At 74.4% G+C, this 26596-nt stretch carries 25 protein-coding genes; 9 read left to right on the plus strand and 16 right to left on the minus strand.

Going from position 1 to position 26596, the window contains the following annotated elements; all coding sequences use genetic code 11:
* The coding region (locus ABD332_RS33465; RefSeq protein ID WP_344506348.1) for a tetratricopeptide repeat protein at window positions 1-1561 on the plus strand (1561 nt) is incomplete at its 5' end.
* Window positions 1562-1637: 76 nt separating this feature from the next.
* Here ABD332_RS33465 and ABD332_RS33470 read toward each other — a convergent pair.
* Window positions 1638-3365: a tetratricopeptide repeat protein gene (locus ABD332_RS33470; RefSeq protein ID WP_344506349.1), complete on the minus strand. Its 1728-nt coding sequence runs from the start codon at window positions 3363-3365 to the stop codon at window positions 1638-1640.
* Window positions 3366-3601: 236 nt separating this feature from the next.
* Between ABD332_RS33470 and ABD332_RS33475 the strand changes: the two genes are divergently transcribed.
* Window positions 3602-4417: a polysaccharide deacetylase family protein gene (locus tag ABD332_RS33475; protein WP_344506350.1), complete on the plus strand. Its 816-nt coding sequence runs from the start codon at window positions 3602-3604 to the stop codon at window positions 4415-4417.
* Window positions 4418-4469: 52 nt separating this feature from the next.
* Here ABD332_RS33475 and ABD332_RS33480 read toward each other — a convergent pair whose 3' ends face one another.
* The 3 genes from ABD332_RS33480 to ABD332_RS33490 all read right to left on the minus strand — a co-directional run bounded on the left by ABD332_RS33480 (window position 4470) and on the right by ABD332_RS33490 (window position 8835).
* Window positions 4470-6815, minus strand: coding sequence for a heavy metal translocating P-type ATPase (locus ABD332_RS33480; RefSeq protein ID WP_344506351.1), 2346 nt, complete (start codon window positions 6813-6815; stop codon window positions 4470-4472).
* 107 nt (window positions 6816-6922) lie between these two features.
* Window positions 6923-8164, minus strand: a complete 1242-nt coding sequence (locus tag ABD332_RS33485; RefSeq protein ID WP_344506352.1) for a sensor histidine kinase — start codon at window positions 8162-8164, stop codon at window positions 6923-6925.
* On the minus strand, window positions 8161-8835 hold the full coding sequence (locus tag ABD332_RS33490; protein WP_344506353.1) for a response regulator transcription factor: 675 nt from the start codon (window positions 8833-8835) through the stop codon (window positions 8161-8163). The genes ABD332_RS33485 and ABD332_RS33490 overlap by 4 nt, the downstream gene beginning before the upstream one ends.
* Window positions 8836-8993: 158 nt before the next feature.
* On the opposite strand from ABD332_RS33490, the gene ABD332_RS33495 reads away from it, so the two are divergent.
* The 4 genes from ABD332_RS33495 (at window position 8994) to ABD332_RS33510 (ending at window position 13190) form a co-directional block, all read left to right on the plus strand.
* Entirely contained in the window at window positions 8994-9458 is a 465-nt protein-coding gene (locus ABD332_RS33495) for an FMN-binding protein (RefSeq protein WP_344506354.1), read from the plus strand.
* A gap of 303 nt (window positions 9459-9761) precedes the next feature.
* Window positions 9762-10595, plus strand: a complete 834-nt coding sequence (locus ABD332_RS33500; RefSeq protein ID WP_344506355.1) for a ferredoxin reductase family protein — start codon at window positions 9762-9764, stop codon at window positions 10593-10595.
* A 464-nt stretch (window positions 10596-11059) separates the two neighbouring features.
* The gene (locus ABD332_RS33505) at window positions 11060-12217 is read left to right on the plus strand and encodes a cation:proton antiporter (protein WP_344506356.1); all 1158 of its coding nucleotides are present in this window, start codon (window positions 11060-11062) and stop codon (window positions 12215-12217) included.
* A 127-nt stretch (window positions 12218-12344) separates the two neighbouring features.
* Entirely contained in the window at window positions 12345-13190 is an 846-nt protein-coding gene (locus ABD332_RS33510; protein ID WP_344506357.1) for a universal stress protein, read from the plus strand.
* A gap of 69 nt (window positions 13191-13259) precedes the next feature.
* Here ABD332_RS33510 and ABD332_RS33515 read toward each other — a convergent pair whose 3' ends face one another.
* The 12 genes from ABD332_RS33515 to ABD332_RS33570 all read right to left on the minus strand — a co-directional run bounded on the left by ABD332_RS33515 (window position 13260) and on the right by ABD332_RS33570 (window position 24349).
* Window positions 13260-13481, minus strand: a complete 222-nt coding sequence (locus ABD332_RS33515) for a hypothetical protein (RefSeq protein WP_344506358.1) — start codon at window positions 13479-13481, stop codon at window positions 13260-13262.
* A gap of 47 nt (window positions 13482-13528) precedes the next feature.
* Window positions 13529-14056: a hydrogenase maturation protease gene (locus ABD332_RS33520; RefSeq protein WP_344506359.1), complete on the minus strand. Its 528-nt coding sequence runs from the start codon at window positions 14054-14056 to the stop codon at window positions 13529-13531.
* Window positions 14053-15354, minus strand: a complete 1302-nt coding sequence (locus ABD332_RS33525) for a Ni/Fe hydrogenase subunit alpha (protein ID WP_344506360.1) — start codon at window positions 15352-15354, stop codon at window positions 14053-14055. The genes ABD332_RS33520 and ABD332_RS33525 overlap by 4 nt, the downstream gene beginning before the upstream one ends.
* On the minus strand, window positions 15351-16133 hold the full coding sequence (locus ABD332_RS33530) for an NADH-quinone oxidoreductase subunit B family protein (RefSeq protein WP_344506361.1): 783 nt from the start codon (window positions 16131-16133) through the stop codon (window positions 15351-15353). Before ABD332_RS33530 ends, ABD332_RS33525 begins: the two co-directional genes overlap by 4 nt.
* Window positions 16133-16945, minus strand: a complete 813-nt coding sequence (locus ABD332_RS33535) for an FAD/NAD(P)-binding protein (protein WP_344506362.1) — start codon at window positions 16943-16945, stop codon at window positions 16133-16135. The genes ABD332_RS33530 and ABD332_RS33535 overlap by 1 nt, the downstream gene beginning before the upstream one ends.
* Entirely contained in the window at window positions 16942-17403 is a 462-nt protein-coding gene (locus tag ABD332_RS33540) for a Crp/Fnr family transcriptional regulator (RefSeq protein WP_344506363.1), read from the minus strand. The genes ABD332_RS33535 and ABD332_RS33540 overlap by 4 nt, the downstream gene beginning before the upstream one ends.
* Window positions 17400-18503, minus strand: a complete 1104-nt coding sequence (locus tag ABD332_RS33545; protein ID WP_425552335.1) for a 4Fe-4S dicluster domain-containing protein — start codon at window positions 18501-18503, stop codon at window positions 17400-17402. The genes ABD332_RS33540 and ABD332_RS33545 overlap by 4 nt, the downstream gene beginning before the upstream one ends.
* Before the next feature lie 65 nt (window positions 18504-18568).
* On the minus strand, window positions 18569-19630 hold the full coding sequence (gene hypE, locus ABD332_RS33550) for a hydrogenase expression/formation protein HypE (RefSeq protein ID WP_344506365.1): 1062 nt from the start codon (window positions 19628-19630) through the stop codon (window positions 18569-18571).
* Window positions 19627-20739 (minus strand): hydrogenase formation protein HypD, encoded by a 1113-nt coding sequence (gene hypD / locus ABD332_RS33555; RefSeq protein WP_344506366.1) that lies wholly within the window; start codon window positions 20737-20739, stop codon window positions 19627-19629. The genes hypE and hypD overlap by 4 nt, the downstream gene beginning before the upstream one ends.
* Window positions 20736-21002 (minus strand): HypC/HybG/HupF family hydrogenase formation chaperone, encoded by a 267-nt coding sequence (locus ABD332_RS33560; protein WP_344506367.1) that lies wholly within the window; start codon window positions 21000-21002, stop codon window positions 20736-20738. The genes hypD and ABD332_RS33560 overlap by 4 nt, the downstream gene beginning before the upstream one ends.
* Before the next feature lie 5 nt (window positions 21003-21007).
* A complete protein-coding gene (hypF, locus tag ABD332_RS33565; protein ID WP_344506368.1) occupies window positions 21008-23335 on the minus strand; it encodes a carbamoyltransferase HypF in 2328 nt (775 codons plus the stop codon).
* Window positions 23336-23395: 60 nt separating this feature from the next.
* A complete protein-coding gene (locus ABD332_RS33570) occupies window positions 23396-24349 on the minus strand; it encodes a hypothetical protein (RefSeq protein WP_344506369.1) in 954 nt (317 codons plus the stop codon).
* A gap of 71 nt (window positions 24350-24420) precedes the next feature.
* On the opposite strand from ABD332_RS33570, the gene ABD332_RS33575 reads away from it, so the two are divergent.
* From ABD332_RS33575 to ABD332_RS33585, 3 genes are read left to right on the plus strand one after another with little or no spacing between them, the layout of a single operon-like run.
* Entirely contained in the window at window positions 24421-24873 is a 453-nt protein-coding gene (locus ABD332_RS33575) for a hypothetical protein (protein WP_344506370.1), read from the plus strand.
* A gap of 47 nt (window positions 24874-24920) precedes the next feature.
* Window positions 24921-26171, plus strand: coding sequence for a V-type ATPase 116kDa subunit family protein (locus ABD332_RS33580; protein ID WP_344506686.1), 1251 nt, complete (start codon window positions 24921-24923; stop codon window positions 26169-26171).
* Window positions 26168-26596, plus strand: a complete 429-nt coding sequence (locus ABD332_RS33585; protein ID WP_344506371.1) for an ATP synthase subunit C — start codon at window positions 26168-26170, stop codon at window positions 26594-26596. The genes ABD332_RS33580 and ABD332_RS33585 overlap by 4 nt, the downstream gene beginning before the upstream one ends.

Raw genomic sequence — 26596 nt, forward strand, 5'->3', positions numbered from 1 at the left:
CCTGCCGGCGGCGGAGGTGGCGCCCCTGCTGGTCCGGCTGACCGACGCGAACCTGCTCAGCACCGTGCGCCCGGGCCGGTACGCGATGCACGACCTGCTCCGCGAGTTCGCCGCCGCGCTGGCCGCGGCGACCGAGCCACCCGGCCGGCGCGAGGCGGCGACCCGGCGCGCCTACCAGTGGTACGTCGACCGGTGCCGGGCCGCAGCCGCCCGGCTCGCCCCGAACGTGCCGCGCGCCGACGACGAACCCGCCGACCGGAGCCTGTTCCCCGAGGCCGCGGACGCCCGGGCCTGGCTCGCCGTTGAGTACCCGAACCTGTGCACCGCGGCGCTGGCAGCCCCCGGCCGCGGGGTCGCGGACATGGCCTGGCGGCTCGCGGTGCCGCTCAGGGTGCCGTTCATGGCCAACCGTGACCTGCCGAGCTGGCTGTCGGTGACCGCCGCCGGGCTCACCGCCGCGCAGCGCGACGGGGCCGTGCGGGCCAGCGCGGCGCTCCACGTGAGCCTGGCGGTCGCGCACACGATCAAGGGCGACCCCGACGAAGCGGTGCGGCACGCCGGGCACGGCCGCCGGCTCAGCGTCCGGGCCGGCTGGCCGGCCGGGCAGCTCGCCGCACGCTCTCTCGCCGCGGTGCTGGAGTCCCGGCTGGGCCGCTCCCGCAGCGCCACGCGGCACTTCACCGCGATCGTGGCCGAGCACCGCGCGGCCGGCAACCCGAGCGGGGCCGCGACCACCCTCAACAACCTCGGCGTGGTCCGGACCCTGACCAGCCACCTCGACACGGCGGCCGAAGTGCTGCAGGAGGCGCTCACGCTGCACGAACGGTCAGGTTCGCGGCTCGGCGCCGAGTCCGCCCGGATCAACCTCGGCGTCATCCACCTGCACCGCGGCCAGCTCGGGCGCGCCCACCGCTGCCTGGCAGACGCCGCGGCCGGCTATGAGCGGCTCGGCGACATCGAGGGCGAGGCCGCCGCCGCCGGGCACCTCGCCGTCGTGCAGGCATTGCAGGGTGACCTGCGGGCCGCGCTGGCCTCGGCGGTGGCCGGGCTCGCCGCCCTGCGCTCGGGCGCGGACCCGGCCGCCGAGGCGCTCGTGCTGCACAGTTTGGCCACGGTACGCCTGGAACACGGCCACCATAAGGTAGCCAGGCGCTACCTGGAGCGGGCGCTGCGCCTGGCCACCGTCTCGCAGACGGCACAGGGCCGGGTCGCGGCGCTGACCGGGCTCGCGCACGCCGACCTCGCCGCAGGCGCCCCCGACCGGGCCGGTGACCACGCCCGGGCGGCGGCCCACCTGGCGCGGGCATGCGACTACCGGCAGCCCGCGGCGGTCGCGGACACTGCCCGCGCGCTGGCACTGCTGCGCACCGGCGACCGCGACGGCGCGGCCGAGCTGGCCGGTGCCGCCGCCGACACACTGCGCCGGCTGGGCTGCGACCTGGCCCGCGGCCGGGCGCTCGTGGTCCTGCGCGAGGCGACCGGCGACGAGCGCTGCACCCCGGTGATCGACGCGCTGCTGCAAGAGACCGCCCCCAGATACCGCCGGACGGTGGCGTCGTGACCGCTCCCGCTCGCCGCGACGGGTCCGTTGCGTCGAGCGTTCCCTGGTCAGGCGGGTTTGAGCGGCGAAGATGACGTCAGCGCCGGCGGGACGACGCATGAGCCCGGCAGCGGTTGAGCCCGGCGCGCAGGTCGCGGCGGAGCTTGGCGTCCAGGCCGGGCACGGACAGCGCGGCAGTCAGGTCGTCGGCAGCCTCGCCCCAGCGCTCCAACCGCATCAGCGCGGTGGCGCGGTTGAAGCGGGGCTCGGCTGCGGTCGACAGCACCACCGCGCGGTCGAGGTCGGCCACGGCAGCGGCGGCGTCGCCACGTTCGAAGCGCACGGCGGCCCGGTTGGTCCACGCCTCGGCCAGCCCGGGAGCGGCGTCGAGGGCCCGCGTCAGCAGATCGTCGGCCTCGTCGAGGGCACCGCGTTCGGAGCGGATCAGACCCAGCGTGCACAGCAGTGCGGGTGCGTCGCGCCGCTCGGCCGGGGCTGAGCGTACGCATGCTTCGGCGGCGGCGAGGTCGCCCCGGGCGAGATGGAGGTTCGCGAGGGCTACGCGGGCGTCGAGATGGGCCGGATCGATGGCCAGGACGCGCAGTAGGTCCTCACGTGCCGCCCCGCTCCGTCCGGTCTCCTCATACAGCGTCGCGCGGTTGTAGTACGCCTCTGGCAGGTGTGGTCCCAGCCGGATCGCCGCCGCGTAGTCGCCCAGGGCTGCGCTCGTACGCCCGGCGGCACGGTGCAGGGCCGCCCGATCGACGTAGTACTCGCAGTTCTCGGGGTCGTAGGCGATGACGTCGTCGAGGTCGGCCAGCGCCTCGGCGGCTTTTCCGAGCGCCAGGTGGAGCTGGGCCCGGTTGTGCCGGAGGCGGGCCTGGTCCTGCCGACGCTCATCGGCGCCCAGGACGGTGGACAGCTTCACCAGACCGGAGTTCACCAGTTCCAGCGCTTCGTCCACCCGGCCCTCGCGGCTGTCCAACAGCGCGATGCCCTGCTCGTAGAAGATGGTCGACACGACGCGCCGGCGTTCGTCGGTGATGCCGTCGGCCAGGTGAAGTGCCGTCTCCAGCCATTGTCTGGCCAGGGCCGGGTCCTGCTGCGCCGGGGGAAGGTGGCGGGCGTACAGCATGGCCGTGGAGTATGCGGCCGACATCGTGATCTTCGGATCGTCGGTGACGGCGCGGGCTTCGGCGTACAGCTGGAGTGCCTCAACGGCGTGGCCGACCGCGGCAAGGGCGGTGGCCAGTCCCGTGGTGAACGACCACCAGAGGGCAAGGTCGGTCTCGGGTGTGACAGCGGCCCGGCCGCGCCGCGCGGTACGCACGGCGTGGTGGTAGAAGCCGCGCGCCAGACTGTCGCCCAGCATGGCCCGTAGGTGGGTCGGCCGGGATTCGACCTCCGGCCCGGGCGCTCCCCCGTCGTGGAGGTGCAGGGCCGTCGGAGTCGACGCGAGCCGCCGCGTCAGCGTCGCGAGCAGTTCCGCGGTCGTCTCGTCGGCCGCGTCGGCGTGGACGAAGTGGACGGTCAGGGGACGGCGTACCGCGCACGCGGCCACGAACTCCGCCGCCCCGAACGAGAGGGCGGCCGTGCGCCGAACGGGGTGGAACCGGATCGGCTGCTCGTCAGCCGCGGTCATCCTGGCCGGATTCAGGGCCGGGACGATGGAGTGCAGCTCGACGGAGTGGCGGGCGGCCTGCCGGGGGTGATCGCGGGCGAGGTCGGCGAGGAATGCGTCGACCCCTGCGTACGGGCCGAGGTCGCGGTGGCAGTTGTAGGGCGGGCGCTCGGAGGCGCCCGCCCGGCCGCGTCTTACCAGCACCATTCCAGCCAGAGCCGCCGCGCTCCGGACAACAGGCGAACGGCACTCTTGTGGCGGATCGTCATTTTCCGCATTTGCCACCTCCGGCAGAGATCACAATGAATTGATCAGCATCATAGAGCCCTTCATCGATGCATGGGAAGAGTGCCGCGATCATGAACCGTGCACCCGCACCCGGCTTGACTCGGGCCGGCACCAGTTGCAACCCTGTCGCGGTGTTCGGCCGTCTGGTAGGCGTGCGCCCTACGATCTCTGGCCTGCTGGCCGCCGTGGTACTGCTGCTGGGCACGTTGGGCGGCGACGGCGTCCCGGTGCACCGGCCCGCGCAACCGCCGCCGGCCGTGTCCGCGGTGCCGGTCGCCGCCGCGCCCTCGCCCAGCCCTACGCCGTCGGCGTCGCCGTCGGCCAGCCCGACCTTCCACGACGGCGACGGGCGCTTCGGCGCGTTCATCACCACGGGGAGCCCGGCGGTCGCGCTGACCTTCGACGACGGGCCGGACCCGATCAACACCCCCAAGCTGCTGGAAATGCTGCGGGAGCGGCACATCCACGCCACGTTCTGCATGGTCGGTTTCCGGGTCCGCGACCGGCCCGACCTCGTCCGGGCCATCTACGCCGACGGGCACACCCTGTGCAACCACTCGTGGCAGCACCTGCTGAACCTCGCCCAGCGCGACGACGCCTACATCGACTGGGACCTCAAGCACACCAACGACATGATCCGCGCGGTGGTCGGTCAGGACGTGCCGATCCGGTACTTCCGCGCGCCCGGCGGCAACTTCACGCCCGCCCTCGTGGCCAAGGCACGCGCGCTGGGCATGGACTCGATCTCCTGGGACGTGGATCCGCGCGACTGGGAGCACACCCACGACAGCGACGCGTCGGCGCACATCTCGCGCGTGGTGAGCCACGTGAAGGGTCACACCCGCCCGGGCTCGATCGTGCTGTCCCACGACAACGGCCAGCCGAACACCATCACGGCGTACCGGACGTTGCTGCCCTGGCTCCAGGAGCGCTTCACGCTGGAGGGACTGCCCGCCTCCGGACTGTGACCAGCACAGGACGTGGACCCGGGAGGTCCTCCCGGGGCCCACGTCGTCAGGCTCAGGTCGGGGCGGACGCTGCCGGCATGAGGCTGAACGCGTTCTCCTCCTCCTGGGCGTTGTGCAGCTGCATGATGGCGTACAGGCCGTAGAGGCCGGCCCGCAGGTCGATCACGTCCTCCGGCTCGGCGTGGCCGGCGCTGTCCGGCAGGATGCGGCGCAGCCGGCGGATCTGATGCTCGATCTCGGCGTGGGTACGGCTGAGCGCCGCGATCGGGTCGGGACCGCCGAGCGCCCGCGCGACGATCGGCAGCAGCTGCGCCTCCTCGGCCCGCTCGTGCGGCAGCAGGTCGGTCTCGAGGCGGTCGACCAGCTCACGGACGGGTCCGAGGTCGCCTCCGGTGACGGAGAGGTCGTCGGCGACGGCCCGGATCCGCTCGACGAGCGGGCGGATGGCGGTGTGCTGCGCGTACAGCTGCCGGGTCACGGCGAGGTCGGCGGTCGGCATGGTGACGGTGTGCGTACGCTGCGGCAGCAGCACCGTCAGGGCCAGGCCGATGGCCGCGACGTCGATCACCTCCTGCAACAGCGCACCCGCCACCGGCGTGAGCAGCCCGGCCGCGGCGGGGATCATCGCGGCCAGCGACAGGGCCATGCCGAGCGCCGCCGAACGGCGGGCGATGCGGTGGGCGCGCCGGGCGACGAGGATCGCGTCGGCGAGACCGTCGACGCGGTCCGCGGTGAGCATGACGTCGGCCGCCTCGGCGGCGGCCGTGACACCGCGGGCCGCCAGCGCGACGCCGACACCGGCGGCGGCCAGCGCCGGGGCGTCGTTCACCCCGTCGCCGACCATGACGGTCGGCGCGGCGGCCTGTTCGGCGCGGACGATGGCGAGCTTGTCCGCGGGGTCGCGGTCGGCGTACACGGCGTCGACTCCGGCGATCCGCCCGACGGTTTCGGCGATGTCCGCCCGGTCCCCGGTGATCAGGACGGTGCGCTCGATGCCGGCGTTGCGCAGCGTCCGCATCATGCGCGGCGCGTCGGACCGCAGCGGGTCGGTGAGCAGCAGGACCCCGGCTGGCCGGCCGTCCACCGCCGCGAACACGGTCAGCGACCCGTCCAGCGCGGCCCGGCGGCGGGCCCGGCGCACCCACTCCGGTGCGGCGCCGTCGACGACCCAGGCCGCCTTGCCGAGGCGTACCGGACGACCCTCGACCGTCCCCTCGATGCCGAAACCGGGCCGTTCCCGCACGTCCGTCGCCGTCGGCAGGCCGGCCCCGCGCTCGCGGGCCGCGGTCACGATGGGCGCGGCCAGCACGTGGGCCGACGCCTGGTCGAGCGCTGCGGCCAGCCGCAGGACCTCGTCGGCCGGCAGGTCATGGCCCGTGATCACGGCGGAGAGGACCGGCCTGCCACGGGTCAGCGTGCCGGTCTTGTCGAACAGCAGGACCCGCCCGGCGGCCAGCCGCTCGAGCGCCGCACCGCCCTTGAGGATCACCCCGTACCGCGCGGCCCGGGACACCCCCGACATGATCGCGATCGGGGCGGCCAGCAGCAGCGGGCAGGGCGTCGCCACGACCAGCACGGCCACGGCCCGCACCGCCTCACCCGAGATCGCCCAGGCGAGCCCGGCCACCAGCAGCGTCAGGGGTACGAAGGCCAGCGCGAACCGGTCGGCGAGGCGGACGAAGGGGGCGCTGCTCGCCTGCGCCTGCTCGACCAGGCGCACCACGCCCGCGTAGGTCGACGCGGCCGCGGTCTCGGTGGCCAGCATCCGCGCCGCCGGCCCGGCGTTGACGACACCGCTGCGGATGTCGTCGCCGGCGCGACGCTCGACCGGTAGCGGCTCGCCGGACAGCGCCGACTCGTCGAACACGCCGTCGCCGAGCAGCCGGCCGTCGACCGGGACGAGCTCGCCCGCACCGACCAGCAGCCGGTCGCCGGCCACGACCCGGTCAACCGGGATCTCCGCCACGCCGTCCGGGCCTTCCCGGCGGGCGATCCGCGGCGCTCCGGCGGCCAGCCGGCCCAGCTCCCGGCGGGCCCGGGCCGACGCGCGCGCCTCCAGCACACCGCCCGTGAACAGCATGACGGCGATCACCGCGCCCGCCAGCGGCTCGCCGACCAGCAGAGCGCCCGCCAGCGCCAGCCACGCGATGACATCCACCGAGGGCCGGCGGCGCAGCAGCGCGACGGCGATGGTGACCGTCGACCAGGCCAGCCCGACCAGCGCCGCACCGGTCCACAGGGCGGACGCCCAGCCGCCGGCACCCACGGCGGCGGCCACCACACCGGCGATGAGCAGCAGCGCCACCAGGCAGAACAGGATGGCCTCCCGGACGGCCCACCACCGGGTGACAGAGGCCGGACGCAGCCGGCCGACGAGCGACCCGCGCCAAACGGACATCCCGTTCCTCCGTCCACCTGGGGAGCCGGTCGGCACCGCGGACCGACCACATTTCATGGTCCACGCGCCGCGGCCACCGTTCCAAGGCCGAAGGTCCCGAACCGCTCCTACTCCCCGGCCGCCGCCGCAGGACCGGCGGGGACGGGGGCCGCGGGGAGGATCATCGTGAAGCGGGCGCCGTGCCCGGGGCTGCCGTCGATGCGCAGCTGCCCGCCGTGCGCGACGACGACCTCCTGCACCAGCGCCAGCCCGAGCCCGAAGCGGCGGCCGGGCCGGTCGACGGGATCCTCGCCGCGCGCGAAGCGGGCCAGCAGGTGAGTGGCCCGGGCCGGGTCGAGCCCCACGCCGTCGTCCACGACCGCCAGGCAGACGCGGTCGTCCGCCCGGCCGACGCTGACCGTGACGGTGCCTCCCGCGCTGACGTGGCCGAGGGCGTTGTCGACCAGCGCCGCGAGGGCCCGACGCAGTGAGGACCGCACCCCGGTCACGTCCAGGGGCCCCGCACCGATGTCGGTGCGCAACGTGACGTGTTGCGCACCGGCGTGCGGCTCCACGGACGCGGCAACCTCCCGCGCCAGGCCTGCGGCGTCGACCGCGACGCCGCCGGTGGGCCGGTGCGACAGTTCCGCGGACAGCAGCAGGTCGTCGACCACCTCGCCGAGAGCGTGGGTGTCGGCCACCAGCTCGGCCACATCCGCGCGTACCCGTGCGGTGTCGACGTCGCGGTTGAGTCGCCGCTGCAGCAGCTGGGCGCGGGTGTGCAGCACGGCCAAGGGGGTGCGCAGCTCGTGGCTGGCGTCGGCCACGAAGCGTCGCTGCAGCGAGAGGGCGCGCGCCAGCGGGCGCACCGCCCGCCGCCCGAGGACGGCACCGACCGATGCGGCCGCGACGATCCCGATCAGGCCGGCGACCAGCAGGGATCCGATGAGGCGCTCGCCGGACTCCTCGCGGGCGGTGACGTCGAGCAGGCCGACGGTCCGGCTGCCGTCGGCGCCGTCCACCGCGTACGCCTCGAAGTGCCGGCCGCCGACCGTCGCGTTGCCGCGTCCGGGCCGCAGCCGGGTGACGTCCATCCGGACGACGGCGGGCGGTGTGCCGCCGCTCGCCGTGACGGCGCCGTCAGGTGCGCGGCGCAACAGCAGCACACCTTCGGTGCCGATCAGGTCCGCACCGGCGGCAAGCGTCTGCACGCGGACGGTGCGCTCCTCGGCCCGGTGCTCGGCGCGGATGGTCAGCGAGAACGCCAGCACGCTGACCAGGACGACGGTCGCGGCGACGGCGGCGGCGACCTGCGCGGCGATCACGGCGGTGGCGCGGCGCAGCAGGCGCGTCTCGGGTCTGCCCGTCATGCGGAGCCGAGCTGGTAGCCGAGCCCACGCACCGTCCTGACCACCGGGCGGCCCAGCTTGCGGCGCAGGTAGTGCACGTAGGTGTCGACGACGCCCGGGTTCTCGGCGGCGTCGAAGACGAGCGTGCGCAGGTCGTCGCGGCTGAACACCTGATGCGGCCGCGCGGCGAGCGTCCGCAGGAGCGCGCACTCACGGTCCGACAGCGCCACCACGTCACCCGACTGGCCGTGCACCTGGCGGGTCGTCGCGTCGAGCCACCGGCGCCCGATCGGCAGCTGGTCGGCCTGCTCGCGGTGGCGGCGGCGCAGTGCCCGCAGCCGGGCCAGCAGTTCCTCGGCGTCGAACGGCTTCGTCAGATAGTCCTCGGCCCCGGCGTCGAGGCCCTCGACCCGGTCGGCGACCGTGCCCCTGGCGGTGAGCACGAGCGCCGCCGTGGTGACGCCGCGCCCTCGCAACCGGCGCAGCAGGTCCAGTCCTTCGATCGCCGGGAGCCGCCGGTCGAGCACGATGACGTCGTACGCGCGGGACAGCCCGAGATGCAGCCCCTCCTGCCCGTCGCGGGCCCACTCCACCAGGTAGCCCTCGTCGGCCAGCAACTCCTGCAGCACGCCGGCCATGCGCCGGTCGTCTTCGACCAGCAGCAGCCTGGGCGGCGCGGGAGCGTTGAGCACGGGCCCAAGCTTGGCACGCGGTGGGCTAAGAATCCTCGAAGAACCGCGCGGCACAGTGACACGGTGCCTCGCACTCTTCCGACCCGGCCTGTAGCCGGCGTCCAGCGTGACCCCGCGGCGCGTGCACACCGAGCGATCAGCTGGTAGGGAGGGCACGGATGAGGCGGATCACGCTGTGGCTGATGTCCACGGTGGCGGCGGTCGTGTTGCTGTTCAGCTACCGCACCAGCACGATGGGTGCGACGGCCCCGGACACGCCCGGCGTCGTCGGCGCGGCGCCGGGCGTGGTGCCCGGCGGCCCAGCCCCCGGGCCGTCGGCCGGCTCCTCCGCCCCGCCGGGCTCCACGGTCGTCAACGGCACCGTCTCGCAGACCCGGTGGGGGCCGGTGCAGGTGCGGGTGACCATCTCCGGCGGCCGGATCACCGACGTGGTGGCGCTGCAGGTGCCCAGCGGCAACCGGCGCGACCGGGAGATCAACTCGAATGCGGTGCCGGCGCTGCGTGATGCGGTCCTGCGGGCGCAGAGCGCCGACTTCGACTCGGTGTCCGGCGCCACCGTCACCAGCGACGGCTACCGCCGCTCCCTGCAGGCCGCGCTCGACGCCGCGCACTTCGGCTCATGAACCGGCACCGCATCGCGCCGTGGATCGCCGGCCAGTGAGGAAACCGGGTCAGCATGATGCCGCTGTGACCCGCGCGGCACGCCGCGACCGTCGCCGGCGGGACGGGTCCGCCGGCTTTGCCGGATCTCGCGCCGGTCGTCGCCGGCGGTGGGATGGTGATGGGGTGACGCTGCTCGCCCGACCGGTCACCGCATCGGTGCGATCGGTGCTGCCCCCGGCGCGACGACTCGGCCCGGCCAGCGTGTGGGCGCTGGCCGGCGGGTACGCCGCGGTCTGGATCATCGTCGGCCCGTCCGACGGCGGGTGGCTGTCGTTCGCGGGTCAGCTCGCCGGCGCCGAAGCGGCCTGCTCGACGGCACCGCGTTCGGGTCGGCCCTGCTGCGCTGGAGCTACCTCGTCGCCGGCGGCATCGGCGTGGCCTTCTACGTCTACCGCGAGACCGTCGCCCGGTACTTCCTGCCGCTGCACGACTACCAGGTCGCCGCCGTCACCACGATCGGCCCGGGCCTCACCGAGCTCGCCCTGTCCCCCGTCGGCCGGCCTCTGCGCTTCACCCCCGGCCAGTTCGCCATGCTGTTCCTGGAGAGCGCCGGCGGCTGGCGACGGCATCCGTTCACCATCTCCAGCGCACCCCACGACGACGTGCTGCGCTTCACCATCAAAGCGCTCGGCGACGACACCACCGGCATCCAGACCCTCGTCCAGCCCGGCATGCCCGCCGTCGTCGGCGGCCCGCACGGCCGCTTCGACCACGCCCGCGGCACCGACCAGCAGATCTGGATCGCCGGCGGCATCGGCATCACCCCGTTCCTCAGCTGGATACGGGCACTCGACCGGTTCCCGTCCGCGACCCGGGTCGACCTGTTCTACAGCACGGAGGGCGCGGCACCGTTCGCCGACGAGATCACCGCCGTCGCCCGCACGCACAACGTCCGGGTGCACCTGCACGACACCAGCGCCCGCGGCTACCTCACCCCCGACGAGGTCCTCGCCGCCGCCGCCGGCCACGACGACCCGCGAGCGGTGTCGGTGTTCCTGTGCGGCCCCGCCGGCATGGTCGGCGCGTTCGTGCGCCGGTTCCGCGAGGCCGGCATCCCGAACCGCAACATCCACCGCGAGCACTTCGACTGGCGCTGACCGTCCAGGAACGGGCCGAATGCCCTGCCGCTAGGCGCATGCCGCGGCATGGTGGGGGTGGAAGACCGCTTCCCTGCGGCGGATCCGCGACAAGTTCGGCGAAGGGTGCCGGTGGCGGGATCGACGCGTCCGCACGACAGTTGACCGCGACCAGGTCGCCGGACGTGGCCACGTCAGCGCCGGGCTCCGACGAGCCGCAGCCCAGCCAGGTAGGTAGGTAGCTTTGCCTGACAGGCGTGGGCACGTCCGCCATTCGCAGACCATGCTGTGGGTGAGGTCGGGGAAGCGGACGCGAAGGTGCACAGCCGGGAGGTCGGCGCCATGAACATGTCGATCGGTCTGGCGGATCGGCCGGCGGCACGGCGGCACGTGCCGGCGACGGGTGTGGGCGGTGCAAGCGTTCCGCCGGCGCCTGCAGGGATGCCCGGCGGCGGTGACGGCCCCTCCACACCGGGGGATCCGGGATGAGCCTCGGTCTGTTGGCGCTGATCTGCGTGGCCGGCCTGGCCGGTCCGCTGCTGGCGGTGTCTCGGCGTTGGGGACCGCCCGTCGTCGTCGGGGAGTTGCTGACGGGGGTGGCGCTCGGCCCGTCGGGAGCGGGTGTGCTGCACGCCGACGACGCGTTGTTCACGTTCCTGGCCAACATCGGCTTCGCGCTGGTCATGTTCGTTGCGGGTTCGCACGTGCCGGTCCGCGACCCGGCGTTGCGGACGGCCCTGCCGCTGGGGGCGCTGCGCGCGGTGCTCGTCGCCGCGGCGGCGGTTCCCGTCGCGTTCGTGATCGCCCGCGCGTTCGGCACCGGACACATCGCCCTCTATGTGGTGCTTCTCGCGTCGTCCTCAGCCGCGCTGGTCCTGCCGATCATCGATGCGATGCATCTGACCGGGCTGCCGATCCTGCAGTTGCTGCCTCAGGTCGCGCTCGCCGATGCCGTCTGCATCCTCGCGCTGCCACTCGCGATCGATCCGGCGCGTGCCGGTCGGTCCGCGCTCGGCGCGGCCGTGCTCATCATCTGCACAATCGGGCTGTTCGCCGTGCTGCGACTGGTGGAGCGCAAGGGGTGGCGCAAGGCGGTCCACCAACTGTCCGCGCGGCGGAAGTTCGCGCTGGAACTGCGACTCAATCTGGCACTGCTGTTCGGCCTCGGCGCGGTGGCGCAGGCGACCCGGATCTCGGTCATGCTCGCCGGTTTCGGCTTCGGACTCGCCGTGGCCGCCGTCGGTGAGCCGCGCCGGCTCGCACGCCAACTGTTCGCGGTCACCGAGGGTTTCATCGGCCCGGTGTTCTTCGTCTGGCTCGGCGCGTCGCTCGACCTCGCCGCCCTCGGCCACCGGCCGGCGCTGATCGGGCTCGGCATCGCTCTCGGTGTCGGCGCAACGCTGACACATCTCGTCGCACGGACAACCGGGCAACCGGCCTCCTTGGCCGCCCTCGCCTCCGCCCAGGTCGGTGTGCCCGTCGCCGCGGCGACCCTCGGCACGCAGGAGCACCTGCTGGCCGACGGCGAACCCGCCGCGCTGATCCTCGGCGCGCTGATCACCATCACCGTCGCGACCGCCGCGGCTGTACTCGCCGCACGGGCCGGACCGGCCGCAGCACCCCGGCCCGGCCCTACCGGATGAGCGGCCCACCGCGAGCACTTCGGCCGGCGCTGACGGTCCAGGCGCGGGCCGAATTCCACTGCCGCCGCGGCGCATGCCGCGGCACGGTGAGGGTAGGGACGGACCCGCCGACAAACGGGAGGGGGTCATGACCACCAATCGTCGACCGGTGATCGTGGGTGTCGACGGCTCGCCGGCGAGCTTCGGTGCTGTCCGCTGGGCCGTGGACGAGGCGATGCGTCACGGGCAGCTGCTACGGGTAGCCCACGTGATCGCCGTTCCGGACGCGTTCGAACCGGCGGCCGATGAGCACGAGGTCGCACTGCACGCCGCGGTCGAGGCCCGCAACTGGCAACCCGGCCTGCTCGTCACCACGTTCACGTGGCGCGGCAGCCCGGCCCATGTGCTCGTCGACCAGTCGCAATCCGCCGCGCTCGTCGTGGTGGGCAGCCGAGGGACGGGTGGCTTCCACTCGTTGCGGATCGGCTCCGTCGGGCTGCAGCTGGCCGCGCACGCGGGCTGTCCCGTCCTGGTCGTGCACCACGCGGAGCGGTGGGCCGGCCCGGAGGTGCCGCTGCCGCAGCATCAGCCGATCGTCGTCGGCGCCGACGGCTCGGCACACGCCGAGGTCGGGGTGGAGCTGGCGTTCGCGGAGGCGATGTCGCGCGGGGTGCCACTGATCGCGGTGCGCGCCTGGCAGGAGCCCGCCCACCGGTGGGGCCGTGCCACGGACCTCACCCGGTGCGCCGCCACGGCCCACGACGCGCTGGCCGCCGAGCTGGCACCGTGGCGGGCGAAGTACCCGTCCGTGCCGGTCGAGCCCCGCACCGTCCAGGCGGCGCCGGCCGCGGCGCTGCTCGACGCGGGCCGCGACGCGCTCATGATCGTCCTCGGTCCCCGCGGAACCGGCGGCTTCGACGACCTCAGGCTCGGCTCGGTGACCCAGCAGGTGCTCGACCACGCCTCGGCCCCGGTCCTCGTCGCCCGCCACTGACGCACGCCGCACAGCCGTGAGCGCCGGGCAGAACGCCCGGCGCCGTTGGGTCCCGCCGCGGGCTGACGCCTACAGCCTCAGCTCGTTGAGCAGCTCGGCGGCCTGCCGCCGGGCGGGTGTCGTGTCTTCGCCGCACAGCAGCTGGACCGCGAGCGCCAGCGCCTCGACACGCCGTTCCGCGCGGCACAGTCGCAGCATCACGTCGCCGGTGTCGGCGGTCGGCGGCCACGTGTGTGCCGGTGCCGGACGCGCCTTCCGCTCTGTCGTCGCCTCGATCGTCGTCGCGGTCATTGCACTCGCCTCCGTCCTCGCTCTGCCCGATCCTTCGCTTCCCGAGCTCACTTCAAGCCTTGCCGGGTTCCGTGCGCCGGTTCAGGCCGATGGTCCCGGGACGGCGCGACCTCCGGCCGCAGTTCGTGGACCGCGGCGACGATGTGCTCGACCACGCGGTCGACGGCGGCGGCCACGGCCGGGGTCAGGCCGGTGCCGTAGCCGGTGCCCGCCGCCTCGATGCCGAGCAGCAGCATGCGGTCGGGAAGCCGGTCGAGCTCCCGGGCCAGGGCGACGGCGTCGCCGAGGTCCATGGCGTGGGAGCTGGTACTGCCCCCTGGTCCGGACGGCCTGCGGGCCATGAGCCGACGGTGGACATGTCCGGCCGGGGCGTGGGACGTGTGGACCGTGTCGACGACGACGGCCAGCCGGCGCTGTTCCCACAGGGTGATGAGGGTGCCCGGCTCGCCGTCGCTCTCGGCCAGGTCGACCCCGGGCAGGCCGGCGAGCCTGAGCCGCTCGATGACCGCCGGGCCGGCGCCGTCGTCGCGGCGGAACGGGTTGCCGACCCCGATCACGACGACCGGCGGGTTCATCGGCGCTCCACGGTGAGGTCCAGGAAGTGGGTGGCGCAGGAGATGCACGGGTCGTAGTTGCGGATCGCCTGCTCGCATTCGGAGGTGAGTCGTTCGTCGTCGAGGTCCAGGCGGTCCTGCACGTAGCGGCGCAGATCGTCCTCGATGCTCGGCTGGTTCTGCGCCGTCGGCGGCACGATCCGGGCGCTGACGATCGTGCCGGCAGCGTCGAGCTCGTAGCGGTGGAAGAGGGTTCCGCGGGGTGCTTCGGTGGCGCCGTATCCGATGCCGGCGTGCGGCGGCACCGCCAGGTGAGGCGGTGCCGGAGGCTCGTACGCCTCGATGATGCGCAGCGCCTCGTCCAGGGCGTAGACCATCTCCACCGCGCGGACGACGATGCTGCGGAACGGGTTGTCGCAGCGCTCCCCCAGGCCTGCCGCTGTGGCGGCCCGGCGGGCCGGCGGGGACAGCGCGGCATGGTTGAGCGTGTACCGGGCGAGGGGACCGGTGAGGTACTTCCCGGCGCCGGTGAGTGCCGCGTGGAGGGCGGTCGAGTGCGCCGCCTGCGTCTCGACGATGTGGTGTTCGAAGTCGCGCACCCGGAACGACCGGCCGGCCGAGGTCCGCGGCTCTCCCCGATCGATCGGGTACCGGTCCGGGTCGGTCAGCGCGAGCAGCTCGTGGTCGATGGTGAAATCCGGGAACGGGAAGCCGGCGACCCAGTCGACGGTGGCGAAGGCGTGATCGAGGGCCGGTCGCAGGGTGTCGCGGGCGAGCGCGCGCAGCTCGCCCGACGACGGGGCGTGGTAGAAGCCGCCGACGCGGACGTTGATCGGGTGGATCGCGCGGCCGCCGATGAGCTCGAGGATGGCGTTGCCGGCCTTCTTGAGTGCCAGTCCGCGTTCGACGGCGGCACGGTGGTCCCGCGCCATCTCGACGACGCCGGGGTAGCCGAGGAAGTCGGGTGCGTGCAGCAGGTACACGTGCAGTGCGTGGCTGGCGACCCACTCGCCGCAGTACAGCAGCCGGCGCAGCTCGGCGACCGGCTCGCTGACCCGCACGCCGCACGCGTCCTCGATCGCCAGGCAGGCGCTCATCTGGTACGCCACCGGGCAGATGCCGCAGATGCGGGCGGTGATGTCGGGCGGTTCGAGGTGGCCACGGCCGCGCAGGAACGCCTCGAAGAACCGGGGCGGTTCGTAGATGCGCAGTTGCACGTCGGTCACCGTCGCCCCGTCGACCCGCACGTGCATCGCCCCCTCCCCCTCGACCCGGGCGAGCGCACCGACGCGCAGTGATCGGTCGTTGCGGTGGCTCATCGCCGCTCCCCCTGCTCGGCGGCGGCCCGGAACTCCGGCTTGGCGGCGTGGAAGGTCCGGAAGACGCGGGCCACGTCGGCCGGGGACATGCCGAGGCTGCGCAGCGAGGCGACCATGGCGGCGGTGTTGGGCTTCGCCATCGGGCCGAAGCAGCCGTAGCAGCCGCGGCCGTACGCGGGGCAGAGCGCGCCGCAGCCGGCCCGGGTGACCGGCCCCAGACACGGAATGCCCTGCGCCACCGTCACGCAGGTCGTCCCGCGCAGCTTGCACTCCTGGCAGACGCTGTGCACGGGCAGGCCCGGACGCCGACCGGCCAGCAGCGCGGTCAGCACTCCGATGAGCTGACGCCGGTCGATCGGGCACCCCGGCAGCTCCAGGTCCACCCGCACGTGGGCCGAGATCGGCGTCGACTCGGCCAGGGTCGCCACGTATTGCGGGCTGGCGTACACGACCGAGCGGAACTCCTGGACGTCGGCGAAGTTGCGCAACGCCTGGACGCCGCCGGCGTTGGCGCACGCGCCGATGGTGATCAGCATCCCCGACTGCTCCCGGATGCGGTGGATCCGCTCGACGTCGTCCTGGGTGGTGACGGATCCCTCGACGAGGGAGACGTCGTACGGGCCTTCCACCACCGCGCTGGACGCCTCCAGGAAATGGGCGATGTCGACGTGCTCGCTGAGCGGCAGCAGCTCGTCCTCGCAGTCGAGCAGGGTGAGCTGGCAGCCGTCGCAGGACGCGAACTTCCACACCGCAAGCTTCGGCCGTGCCGTCACAGTCATCACAGCTCCTTGACCGTCATCAGCGGGCCGGCCCGGTCGTAGGCGACCACCGGGCCGTCGCGGCAGACGAGCAGCGGGCCGAGCTGGCAGTGGCCGCAGTGGCCGAGTCCGCACTGCATGTTGCGCTCCAGCGACAGCCATACCTGCCCGGCGGGCACGCCCAGGCCGACCAGCCCCCGCGCGGCGAACCGCATCATGATCTCGGGCCCGCACACGCAGGCGACCGTGGCGGCCGGCCGGTGGTCGAGCCGGTCGTACAGCGCGGTCACCACTCCGACGTGACCGCTCCACTCGGTGGTGGCGCGGTCCACCGTCGTGTACACGTCGAGCCCGGCGGCCCGCCAGCCTTCGTACTCGCCGGGATACAGCAGGTCGTCCGGAGTCCTGGCACCGATCAGCACGGCCACCCGCCGGTAGCGGTCCCGGTCGGCCATCGCGTGGAGGACGACCGGCCGCAGCGGGGCCAGCCCGAGCCCGCCGGCGACGACGACCAGGTCGGCACCGACGGGCGCGGGCAGCTCCCAGCCGCGGCCGAACGGCCCGCGCACGCCGAGCATCGCGCCCGGACCGGCTCCGCACAGGGCGCCGGTGGTGGCCCCGACCGCCCGGATCGTGTGCAGCAGGCCGGCCGTGCCGTAGCCGGAGACGGAGATCGGCACCTCGCCCACCCCGAAGGCGTACAGCATCGCGAACTGGCCGGGCCGGAACACCGGCAACGGCGCGTCGACCGGTTCGAGCGCGAGGGTGACCGTGTCGCCGGTCTCCCGCCAGCGCTCGGTCACCCGGTAGCGGGCGGCGGTCATCGTGGTCATGCAGGTGCCTTGTACAGGTCGAGCAGCCGGATTCTGGTCGCCTGCATGCGCTCCACGACGACGGCCATGAACCGCTTGGTCAGCTCGTAGCCGAAGCCGGGGTCGGCGTCGAGCAGCGAACGGACCGCGGCGCCGTCGATCGCGATGCTGCGCACCTGGTCGACGGCGACCGCGCCGAAGTGCCAGCGGAACGGCGGAAACATCCAGGACCAGCCGAGGACCGTGCCGGCGCCGATCGTCTCGATGACGGCGTCGCCGCGGCCGGGCACCCGGATGTCGAGGTGGACGCTGCCGCCGCGGATGAGCCAGAACCGGTCGGCCCGGTCGTTCTCCTCGAAGATCCGCGTGCCGGCGCTGAACGGCGCGGGGGACGCCCAGCGCGAGAGGCGCTCGACGTGCTCCGTCGGCAGCCCGGCGAGGAACGGGTGCGTGACGAGCAGGTCGTACGTGGTCGTCATGGCGTGTCCTCGGCCGGCGTGGGCGGGTGTGCGTTGAGGGCGTGCAGTTCGGCGGTGACGTCGATGCCGACCGGACACCAGGCGATGCAGCGGCCGCAGCCCACGCATCCCGACTCGCCGAACTGGTCGTGCCAGGTGCCGAACTTGTGCGTGAGCCAGTGGCGGTAGCGGCCGGCGTTCGACTCGCGCACCGGCCCGCCGTGCAGCGAGGTGAACTCCAGGTCGAAGCAGGACTCCCAGGACTCCCAGCGCTCGGCGTGGTCACCGGTCAGATCCGTCGTGTCGGTGACCGAGGTGCAGAAGCAGGTCGGGCAGACCATCGTGCAGTTGCCGCAGGTCAGGCACCGCTGCGCCACGTCGTCCCACTGCGGGTCCGCCCGGTGACCGGCCAGCAGCGTGCGCAGGTCGGCCTCGGGCAGGGTCCGGCCCATCCGCGTCGCGGCGGACTCCACCGCCCGTTCCGCGGACCTGATGTCGTCGGCGGAGGCCGGCGTCGCCGGGATACGGGCGAGCAGCGCTTCGCCGTCGGCCGTGCCGCCGCTCGCCAGGTACGTCCCGTCGGAGCGTTCGGTCAGCGCGATGTCGTAGCCGGTGTCGGCGCCGGGCCCGCCACCCGCCGACACACAGAAGCACGCGCCGCCCGGCTCGGTGCAGTTGACCGCGACGATGAGCACCTCGGCGCGGCGGGCGGCGTAGCGTCCGCCGTCGCCCAGGACGTGGTCGAGCACGCCGATCGCGCGCAGGTCGCACGGGCGGACGCCGAACAGTGCCAGCCGCCGCGGCGGCTCGGGTTCGTCGGCGACCGTGAAGCCGTCCGCGGATCGGTCGGCCGACCACAGCCGCTGCCGGGGTGGATGGAGGACCTGCTTCCACGACTGCGGCCCGGACGTGTGCGTGAACGCGAGCCGCTCGTCGCCGGGCAGCAGCCGGTAGATGCCAGCCTCGACCTCCGTCCGCCAACCGTACGGCAGATCCGCCGCACCGCCGATCTCGGTGAGCACGATCGCGTGCCCGCGCACCGTCGGGCCGATGACGGTGAGTCCGTCCTGTCGCAGGGCGGCGAAGAGGTCGTCGAGCCGGGACAACACCACCGGGGCCATCGAGCGCGCCTCCACAACTGAGCGTCTCTGCACCACTACCCTTTAAAGGCCGTTTGACCCCGATGTCAGCAGATCCGGGGCAGTTGCTCACCGACGAGCATGTCGACGATGCGGCGGCCGCCCATGAGGGTGCGCATGACCACCCGCCCGGGGTGCTCCCCCACCACCGACCCGAGCCGGACCGCGTCCTGCCCCTCCGGCGTCGCCCGCATCGTGGCCAGCAGGGCCTCGGCGGACTCTGGCGCCACCACCGCCACCAGGCAACCCTCGTTGGCCACGTGCAACGGATCCAGGCCGAGCAGCTCACATGCCGACGCCACAGGGGCCGGCACCGCGACCGCCGCCTCGTCGATCTCGATTCCCACCCCCGCCGCGGCGGCGATCTCGTTGAGCGTCGAGGCCACCCCGCCCCGGGTCGGGTCACGCATGACGTGGATCGCCTGCCCGGTCCCGGCCACCATCGCCGCGACGAGCCGGTGCAGCGGGCGGGTGTCGGAGGCGATGTCGGCCTCGAACCCGAGTGCCTCGCGCGTGCTCAGGATGGTCGTGCCGTGCGCGCCGATCGGCCCGGACAGCAGCACCGCGTCCCCAGGGCGCGCGAGCGCCGCCGAAACCCGGGCGCCGGGCAGCCGGCGGCCGAGTCCCGTCGTGGTCACGAACAGGCCGTCGGCCGCGCCGCGCCCGACCACCTTCGTGTCGCCGGTGACGACCGGCACTCCGGCGGCCGCCGCGGCCGCGCCGACCGACGCGGTGACCCGCCGGAGATCTGCGACCGGGAATCCCTCCTCGATGACGTACGCCACCGCGAGCGCCAGCGGCGTCGCACCCATCATCGCCACGTCGTTGACGGTGCCGTGCACCGACAGCACGCCGATGTCACCGCCGGGGAAGAACAGCGGACTGACCACGAACGCATCGGTGCTCACGACGAGGTCCAGGCCGTCGACACAGACCACGGCGGCGTCCTCCGGCACGGTCTCGGCGGCGGCGGCGCCGAGTGCCGGCACCACGACGTCGCGCAGCAGCTCCGCGGACAGCTGGCCGCCGCTGCCGTGGCCGAGCAGCACCTTCTCGGTCTCGGCGAGTGGCACCGGGCACCCGGCGCGGGACAGGTCGGCGGCGGTCATCGCGGACCCGCCGTGACCGCCGGGCGCGTGCGCCCCGCGTTGTAGAAGGCGGCACACGTCCCTTCGGTCGACACCATCGGCGCACCGAGCGGCGTGCGTGGGGTGCAGAGGGTCCCGTAGGCGGCGCAGTCGGTCGGCACGCGCGTGCCCCTGAGGATGTCGCCGGCGATGCAGGCGGGGTGCTCCCGGGCGCTCAGGCCGGCCACGGCGAAGCGCAGCTCGGCGTCGTATCCGGCGAACTCGTCGGTGAGCATCAGGCCGCTGCCCGGGATGGTGCCGATGCCACGCCAGGCGCGGTCGCCGATGCGGAACACGCGCCGGATCGCGTCCTGCGCCTGGGTGTTACCCGAGCGGCGCACCGCGCGGGCGTACTGGTTCTCCACCGCCGCACGGCCGTCCTCGAGTTGCCGGACGGCCATCAGGATGCCTTCGAGGAGGTCGAGCGGCTCGAACCCGGTCACCACGATCGGCACCCGGTAGTGGGCGGCGATCGGCTCGTACTGCGTCCAGCCCATCACCACGCAGACGTGCCCGGCGGCGAGGAACGCCTGGACCTCACAGTCCGGCGCGTCGAGGATCGCGGTCATCGCGGGCGGCACCAGCACATGGCTGACCAGCATGCTGAAGTTGGGCAGCCCGAGCTGGTGGGCCCGCAGCACGGCCATGGCGTTGGCCGGGGCGGTCGTCTCGAAGCCCACGGCGAAGAACACGACCTCACGGTCGGGACGGTCGGCGGCGACACGGACCGCGTCGAGCGGCGAGTAGACCACGCGGACGTCGGCGCCGCGGGCCCGCAGCGACAGCAGGTCGGTCCGGCTGCCCGGCACGCGCAGCATGTCGCCGTACGACGTGAAGACGACCTCGTCGCGCCCGGCGATCTCCAGAGCCTTGTCGATGAGCTCCAGCGGTGTCACGCAGACCGGGCACCCCGGCCCGTGGATCATCCGCAGCCCTGCCGGCAGGAGCTCGTCGATGCCCTGCCGCACGATGGTGTGGGTCTGGCCGCCACACACCTCCATCAGGGTCCACGGCCGGGTGGCCGCCGCGCGGATCTCGGCGAACAGGCGCCGTGCGAGGGACGGGTCGCGGTACTCGTCGACGTACCTCATGGCGCCGCCCCCGGTCCGCCGGCGAGCTCCTGCTCCAGGACGTCGCCCATCGCCTCCAGGACCTCCAGTGTCCGCCGCGCCTCGGCCGCGTCCACGACGCTGATGGCGAATCCGACGTGCACGATCACGTAGTCGCCCGCCCGCGCCTCAGGGACGTAGGCGAGGCAGACCTCGCGTTCCACGCCGCCGAAGTCGACCGTGCCCATGTGCAGGCCGCTCGCGTCGTCGACCGACCCGATCCGGCCCGGAATGCCCAGACACATCCGGCTCACCTCTTCCGCACCCGGGCGGCGGCGACCGCCGCCTGGCCGTAGCTGATCCCGCCGTCGTTGCCCGGCACCAGCTCGTTGACCAGCGGCTCCAGCCCCGCCGCCGCCAGTCCCCCGACGACGGCCTCCACCAGGAGCTGGTTCTGCATGACCCCGCCGGACAGGCAGACGGTCCGCAGCCCGTGCCGCGCGGCGACGTCGGCGCACAGGGCGACGGTCACGGCGGCGATCGTGGCGTGGAACCCGGCGGCGAGCGGTCCCGCGCCGGCGCCGTCCCGCGCCGCGTCCAGCAGTGCCAGCAGGGTCGGCGAGGGGTCGTACACCACCAGGCCGTCCCGTGCCGTCAGCCGCCACGGCAGTTCGGGCGCGCCCGCGAAGCCGGCGGCGAGCGCCTCCAGCGCGACCGCCGCCTCCCCTTCGTAGGTCGCGTCGTCGCGGACGCCGAGCAGCGCCGCGACCGCGTCGAAGAGCCTCCCCGCGCTCGACGCGACCGGGCAGTTGACGCCGCGCTCGACCATCCGGCGCACGGTGACGACCTCGCGATCGGGCAACCGGCGCAGGAACGGCTCGGCTGCGCGCGGCACACGTTCGTCGGGCAGTTCGGAGCCGAACAGATAGCCGAGCGCCATGCGGGCCGGGCGCCGCACCGCGGCTTCACCGCCGGGCAACGGCGCCCGGGCGAACCGTGCCACCCGCCGGTACGAGGCGAGGTCGGCGACGAACACCTCACCGCCCCACAGGGTGCCGTCGTCGCCGAGCCCCAGCCCGTCGTACGCCACGCCGATGAACCGGCCGGTCACACCGTGCTCCGCCGCGCACGACGCGACGTGCGCGTGATGATGCTGCACCGCGATCCGCCGCCCGACCGGCAGCGCCGCGGCGTACTGCGTCGACAGGTACCCCGGATGCAGGTCGTGCGCGACGGCGCCCGGCGTGACGCCCACGACGCGGGACAGTTGCGCGAGGTTCGCCGTGAACGCCTCCATCGTGGCCTGCTGCTCCAGGTCGCCGGTGTGCGGGCCGACGAACGCGGTGCCGCCGGCGGCGAGCGTGAACGTGTGCTTGAGCTGAGCGCCGACGGCCAGCAGCGGCGTCCGCGCGGGCACCGGCAGGGCGATCGGCTCGGGGGCGTAGCCGCGGGCGCGCCGAACGAGCGACGCCCGGCCGGCGACGACGCGGGTCACCGAGTCGTCGTACCGGGACCGGATCGCCCGGTCGTGGCCGAGGAAGCCGTCGGCGATCCCGGCCAGCCGCCGCCGGGCCTCGTCGTCGTCGACCACGATCGGCTCGTCCGAGACGTTGCCGCTGGTGACCACCAGCGGGTGGGCCAGATCGGCGAGCAGCAGATGGTGCAGCGGCGTGGTGGGCAGGAACAGCCCGAGCCGCGGCACGCCGGGCGCGACGGCGTCCGCCACGAGGCCGCCCGCCAGCGGGGCCAGCAGCACGACCGGGCGCGCCGGCGAGGTCAGCAGCGCCGCCTCCGCCCCGCCGACCCGGGCCAGCCGCCGCGCCGTCGCCACGCCGTCCACCATGACGGCGAAGGGTTTGGCCGGGCGATGCTTGCGCTCGCGCAGCCGGGCGACGGCGGTCCCGTCGGTCGCGTCGCAGACGAGCTGATAGCCGCCGAGTCCCTTGAGCGCGACGACACCGCCGCGGCGGATGAGGTGCTCCGCCGCGGCGAGGGCGTCGTCGCCGTGGGCGGCCGCGACCGTGTCGCACACGCCGTGCCATGCCAGTCGCGGGCCGCAAGCCGGGCAGGCGATCGGTTCGGCGTGGAAGCGCCGGTCCGCCGGATCGGCGTACTCCGCCGCACAGCCCGCGCACATCGGGAACTCCCGCATGCTCGTGCGTGCCCGGTCGTACGGCAGGGCGTCGACGATCGTCGCCCGGGGACCGCAGTCGGTGCAGTTGACGAACGGATAGCGGTGCCGCCGGTCCCCGGGATCGAACAGCTCCGCCAGGCACCGGTCGCAGGTGCCGAGGTCCGGCGGTATCCGGCCGGGCGCGGCACCGGCCGGGCGCGGGCGGATCGACAGGCCGACCCGGAAGCCGGTGCCGGGTGCCGGCGCGCGACCGTGCAGCTCACTCACCCGCACGTCGGCGACGCGGGCCTGGACGGGCGCCTCGGTCCGCAGCCGGGCGACGAGCGCGCGCAATGCCTCGGCAGGGCCGGCGGCCTCGATCACCACGACGCCGCCGTCGTTGCGGACACAGCCGTCCAGGCCCAGCCCGCGGGCCAGCCGGTAGAGGAACGGCCGGAAGCCGACGCCCTGCACCGTCCCACGGACCTCGATACGGCGCGCCACCCGCGTCGCGACCGTCTGCACGAGTTCAAGTCTCGTCCTCGCGCACGCATCCGCACACGAAAGTCCGGGACTTCTCACCCGTCACTCCTGGTGGCCGGCGTCCATCATCGCGTCGTACCGCCCAGTGCCGGCACCGTCCGTCGCGGCGGCCACGGCCGCCCGGACCCGCCAGGCGTCGACCGCGAGTGCGGCGGCCGCGCCGATGGCGGGACGGCCGTCGAACCCGGCTGCGTGCAGCAGCCCGTGAGCGTCCCGGTCGACCCGTGCCCACCAGCCCGCCTCCGCCCGCCAGAGCGCATCCGGCTCCCGGACGTCGGCGAGTGCCCACGCGGCCGGGGCCGGAAGTGCCGCGACGAAGCCGGCGAACGAAGCGGCGTCGAGCGCGCGCCGGCCGAGCAGACCGGCGGCGCGGGTGTGGGCCGCCTCGGTGAGCGGTCGGCCGGTGAGCCAGCGCTCCCGCGCCACCGTCAGCGCGAGGCCGCCCGCGGCCCAGGGCTCGGCCGCAGGTACCGCCGCGGCGCGCACCGCCCAGGTGGCCCGCATGCCCTGTCCGATCGCGCGGGCGGTCGCGGCCCCGGGGTCACCCCACGCGGATGACGCCAGCGCCGCCCGCACCTGGTCCACTGTGAACGTGGCGGACAGTGGCGGCCGGACGACCGCCAACGACCCCAGCCTGAACGGTGCGGGGCCGTCGTGGCCCCGTCCATACCCCCGTCCACGGCGCAACATCCGCTCCACGTTGCGGATCTCGAACCAGCCGGCGAGCGCCCGCAACTGCTCGACGCCGTCCCGCGGCAGCCATCCCGCGAGGATCCGCAGGTGCCACAGCGCCGTGCGGGACACCGCGTCCTGCACCGACTGCGCGTCCTGGCCCGGCCGCACCTCACGGCCGTACGGACCCGACGCCAGCATGCCGATCGCCGCGTCGAGCCCCGGGCTCCCGGCCAGCACCCGCGCCGAGGCCGGACCCACACAACGCCGGACGAGGGCGCGTGCCCGCACGGCGCCGGCGACATGTGCCGCACCGGATCGCATACCCCCAGGATGCGCCCAGGATCGGCCGCGGCGAGCCGTTGCCCGCCGTCCGGCGGGGGTAGGTAGCGACCGTGACGACGCTGCGGCAACTCCTGCAACGCTTCCGGCCGGCCGGCCCACCGGGCGCGGCCGGGCAGGCCGCGGTGCCCGCCGACCGGGTGGCCCGGGCCGAGGAGGAACTGCGCCCGGTCTTCTCCTTGCTCGCCGCCGCCGACGCGGAAGCCGCCGCGATCCGGGCCGAGGCGGAGGCGGCGGCCGCGCAGCGACGACGGCGGGCCGGTGTCGCGGCGCAACGGATCGTGGCGGCCGCGCACGCCCGCGCACAACAGGCTCGCGCCGAGGCGTTCGCCGTGGCACGCGCCGACACCGCCCACGCCATGGAGACCGTCATGGACGAGGCGCAGCGCACGGCCGAAGCGTTGCGTGCCCGCGCCTGGGACCGCCTCGACATCGCCGCGCCGTCGATCGTCTCGGCCGCGCTGGACGAGGTGTACGGCGCCGGCCGGGGCCCGGGCACACCGTGACCACGCCCGGGCCGGCGTCGTGGCGGCAACGGCTGCGGCCGGTGCGCATGACGCGCGTCGCCCTGGTGGCGCCCGAGGACACGCTCGACGCGGTCCTGGCCGAGGTCGGGCTCGCCGGCGTGGTCGAGCTGGAGCCCGTCGACCACGGCGCCGGCGATCCGGACGAGGTGGGCTTCGACCGGATGCGGGCCGCGGCGTTGCGCCGCCACGGCGCGGCCGCGTACCTGGGCTGGTGTCCCGAGCCGTCCCGGGGGGCGTTGGCCGACCGGCTGGCACCACTCGGTGGTGCGCTCGCCGCGCTGCGGCCGCCGCCCGGAGCCGAGCCGCCGACGCTGCTCACCCGGGCCGGGCGGGTGAGCAGGTCGTTCGCGCCTATCGTCGAGACGTACGGCGCGGTGCCCTACGCCGACGTCGACCCGACGCTGCCGGCCGGCGTGGCCTACGTGGTGATGTTCGGGATGATGTTCGGCGACGCCGGTCACGGACTCGTCCTGGTGCTGGTGGCCGTGTTGCTGGCCCGGCACCCACCCCGGCGGTACCCCCGGCTTCGCGACGCGTGGCCGTTCGTCGCCGGCGCGGGCCTGGCCAGCACCGTCTTCGGGGTGCTCTACGGAGAGTTCTTCGGGCCGACCGGGCTGCTGCCGGCGCTCTGGCTGCGGCCGTTGGCCGAGCCGGTGCGGCTGCTGGTTGCCGCGGTCGGGCTCGGCGGGGCGTTCCTGGCCGTCGCCTACGTGGTGGGCATCGTGAACCGCTGGCGGGAGGGCTCGGCCGGGTTGGCGTTGTACGCGCCGTCCGGCGTCGCGGGTGCCGCCGTCTTCGCCGGCCTGGCCCTGCTCGCGGCCGGAGTCTTCGCCGCGAGCGCCCCGCTCGTCGCCGTCTCGGCGGCCGTCGCGGCCGCGGGACTGGCGTTCGCCGCCGCCGGCCTGCATGCCGCCGCGGGCGAGGGTGCCGCCGTGGCGCAGACCGTCGTCCAGCTCTTCGACCTCGTCGTCCGTATCTGCGCGAACCTGATCTCGTTCGCCCGGCTGGCCGCGTTCGGGTTGACGCACGCAGCACTCGGCGCGCTCGTGTGGGCCGGGACCACCGGGCTGTGGCACCGGGGCGGAGTGTGGACGGTCACGGCGGTGACCGTCTTCGTGCTCGGCAACGCGGTCGCGTTCGGCCTCGAGGCCGTCGTCGCCGGGGTTCAGGCGCTGCGCCTGGAGTACTACGAGCTGTTCTCCCGGGTGTTCGAGGGGACCGGCCGGCCCTTCCGGCCGTGGCGCTGTGTTCCGGCTTCGAAGGAGGTTCAGCGGTGAACGCACTCTGGCTCGGCGCGGTGCCGGGTGTCCTGATGGTCGCCTGGGCCGTACGGCGATCCGCCACCCGGCGGCCCTGGCTGGTGACCCGCGCGCTGGTCCTGGTGAACGCCGTGCTGTTCGCCGCCGCCGTCTCCGCCGCGGCGCTGCTGCTCACCCCGTCCCGGGCCGGTGCGGGCACCACGGCGGTCGCCCAGGCCGGGACGGGTGACGCGAGCTGGGCCGCGCTGCTCGGCGCGGCCATCGCGGTGGCCGGCTCATCGATCGGCGCGGCGATCGCCGTGGCGTACACCGGCGCCGCGGCGCTGGCGGCGTTGAGCGAGCGTCCTGAGCTGTTCGGCCGTGCCATGGTGGTCGTCGGCCTGGCGGAAGGCATCGCGATCTACGGGCTCATCGTCGCGATCATCCTGATCGGCAAGGCGTGA

The sequence above is a fragment of the Dactylosporangium maewongense genome (genome assembly GCF_039531485.1).
Classification (GTDB): domain Bacteria; phylum Actinomycetota; class Actinomycetes; order Mycobacteriales; family Micromonosporaceae; genus Dactylosporangium; species Dactylosporangium maewongense.

Coding starts and splice junctions, on each gene's coding strand:
- ABD332_RS33480 (WP_344506351.1), bottom strand. CDS start 6,815: ATGTCCGTTTGGCGCGGGTCGCTCGTCGGCCGGCTGCGTCCGGCCTCT.
- ABD332_RS33485 (WP_344506352.1), bottom strand. CDS start 8,164: ATGACGGGCAGACCCGAGACGCGCCTGCTGCGCCGCGCCACCGCCGTG.
- ABD332_RS33495 (WP_344506354.1), top strand. CDS start 8,994: ATGAGGCGGATCACGCTGTGGCTGATGTCCACGGTGGCGGCGGTCGTG.
- ABD332_RS33505 (WP_344506356.1), top strand. CDS start 11,060: ATGAGCCTCGGTCTGTTGGCGCTGATCTGCGTGGCCGGCCTGGCCGGT.
- ABD332_RS33510 (WP_344506357.1), top strand. CDS start 12,345: ATGACCACCAATCGTCGACCGGTGATCGTGGGTGTCGACGGCTCGCCG.
- ABD332_RS33515 (WP_344506358.1), bottom strand. CDS start 13,481: ATGACCGCGACGACGATCGAGGCGACGACAGAGCGGAAGGCGCGTCCG.
- ABD332_RS33520 (WP_344506359.1), bottom strand. CDS start 14,056: ATGAACCCGCCGGTCGTCGTGATCGGGGTCGGCAACCCGTTCCGCCGC.
- ABD332_RS33525 (WP_344506360.1), bottom strand. CDS start 15,354: ATGAGCCACCGCAACGACCGATCACTGCGCGTCGGTGCGCTCGCCCGG.
- ABD332_RS33530 (WP_344506361.1), bottom strand. CDS start 16,133: ATGACTGTGACGGCACGGCCGAAGCTTGCGGTGTGGAAGTTCGCGTCC.
- ABD332_RS33535 (WP_344506362.1), bottom strand. CDS start 16,945: ATGACCACGATGACCGCCGCCCGCTACCGGGTGACCGAGCGCTGGCGG.
- ABD332_RS33540 (WP_344506363.1), bottom strand. CDS start 17,403: ATGACGACCACGTACGACCTGCTCGTCACGCACCCGTTCCTCGCCGGG.
- ABD332_RS33545 (WP_425552335.1), bottom strand. CDS start 18,503: ATGGCCCCGGTGGTGTTGTCCCGGCTCGACGACCTCTTCGCCGCCCTG.
- hypE (WP_344506365.1), bottom strand. CDS start 19,630: ATGACCGCCGCCGACCTGTCCCGCGCCGGGTGCCCGGTGCCACTCGCC.
- hypD (WP_344506366.1), bottom strand. CDS start 20,739: ATGAGGTACGTCGACGAGTACCGCGACCCGTCCCTCGCACGGCGCCTG.
- ABD332_RS33560 (WP_344506367.1), bottom strand. CDS start 21,002: ATGTGTCTGGGCATTCCGGGCCGGATCGGGTCGGTCGACGACGCGAGC.
- ABD332_RS33570 (WP_344506369.1), bottom strand. CDS start 24,349: ATGCGATCCGGTGCGGCACATGTCGCCGGCGCCGTGCGGGCACGCGCC.
- ABD332_RS33580 (WP_344506686.1), top strand. CDS start 24,921: ATGACGCGCGTCGCCCTGGTGGCGCCCGAGGACACGCTCGACGCGGTC.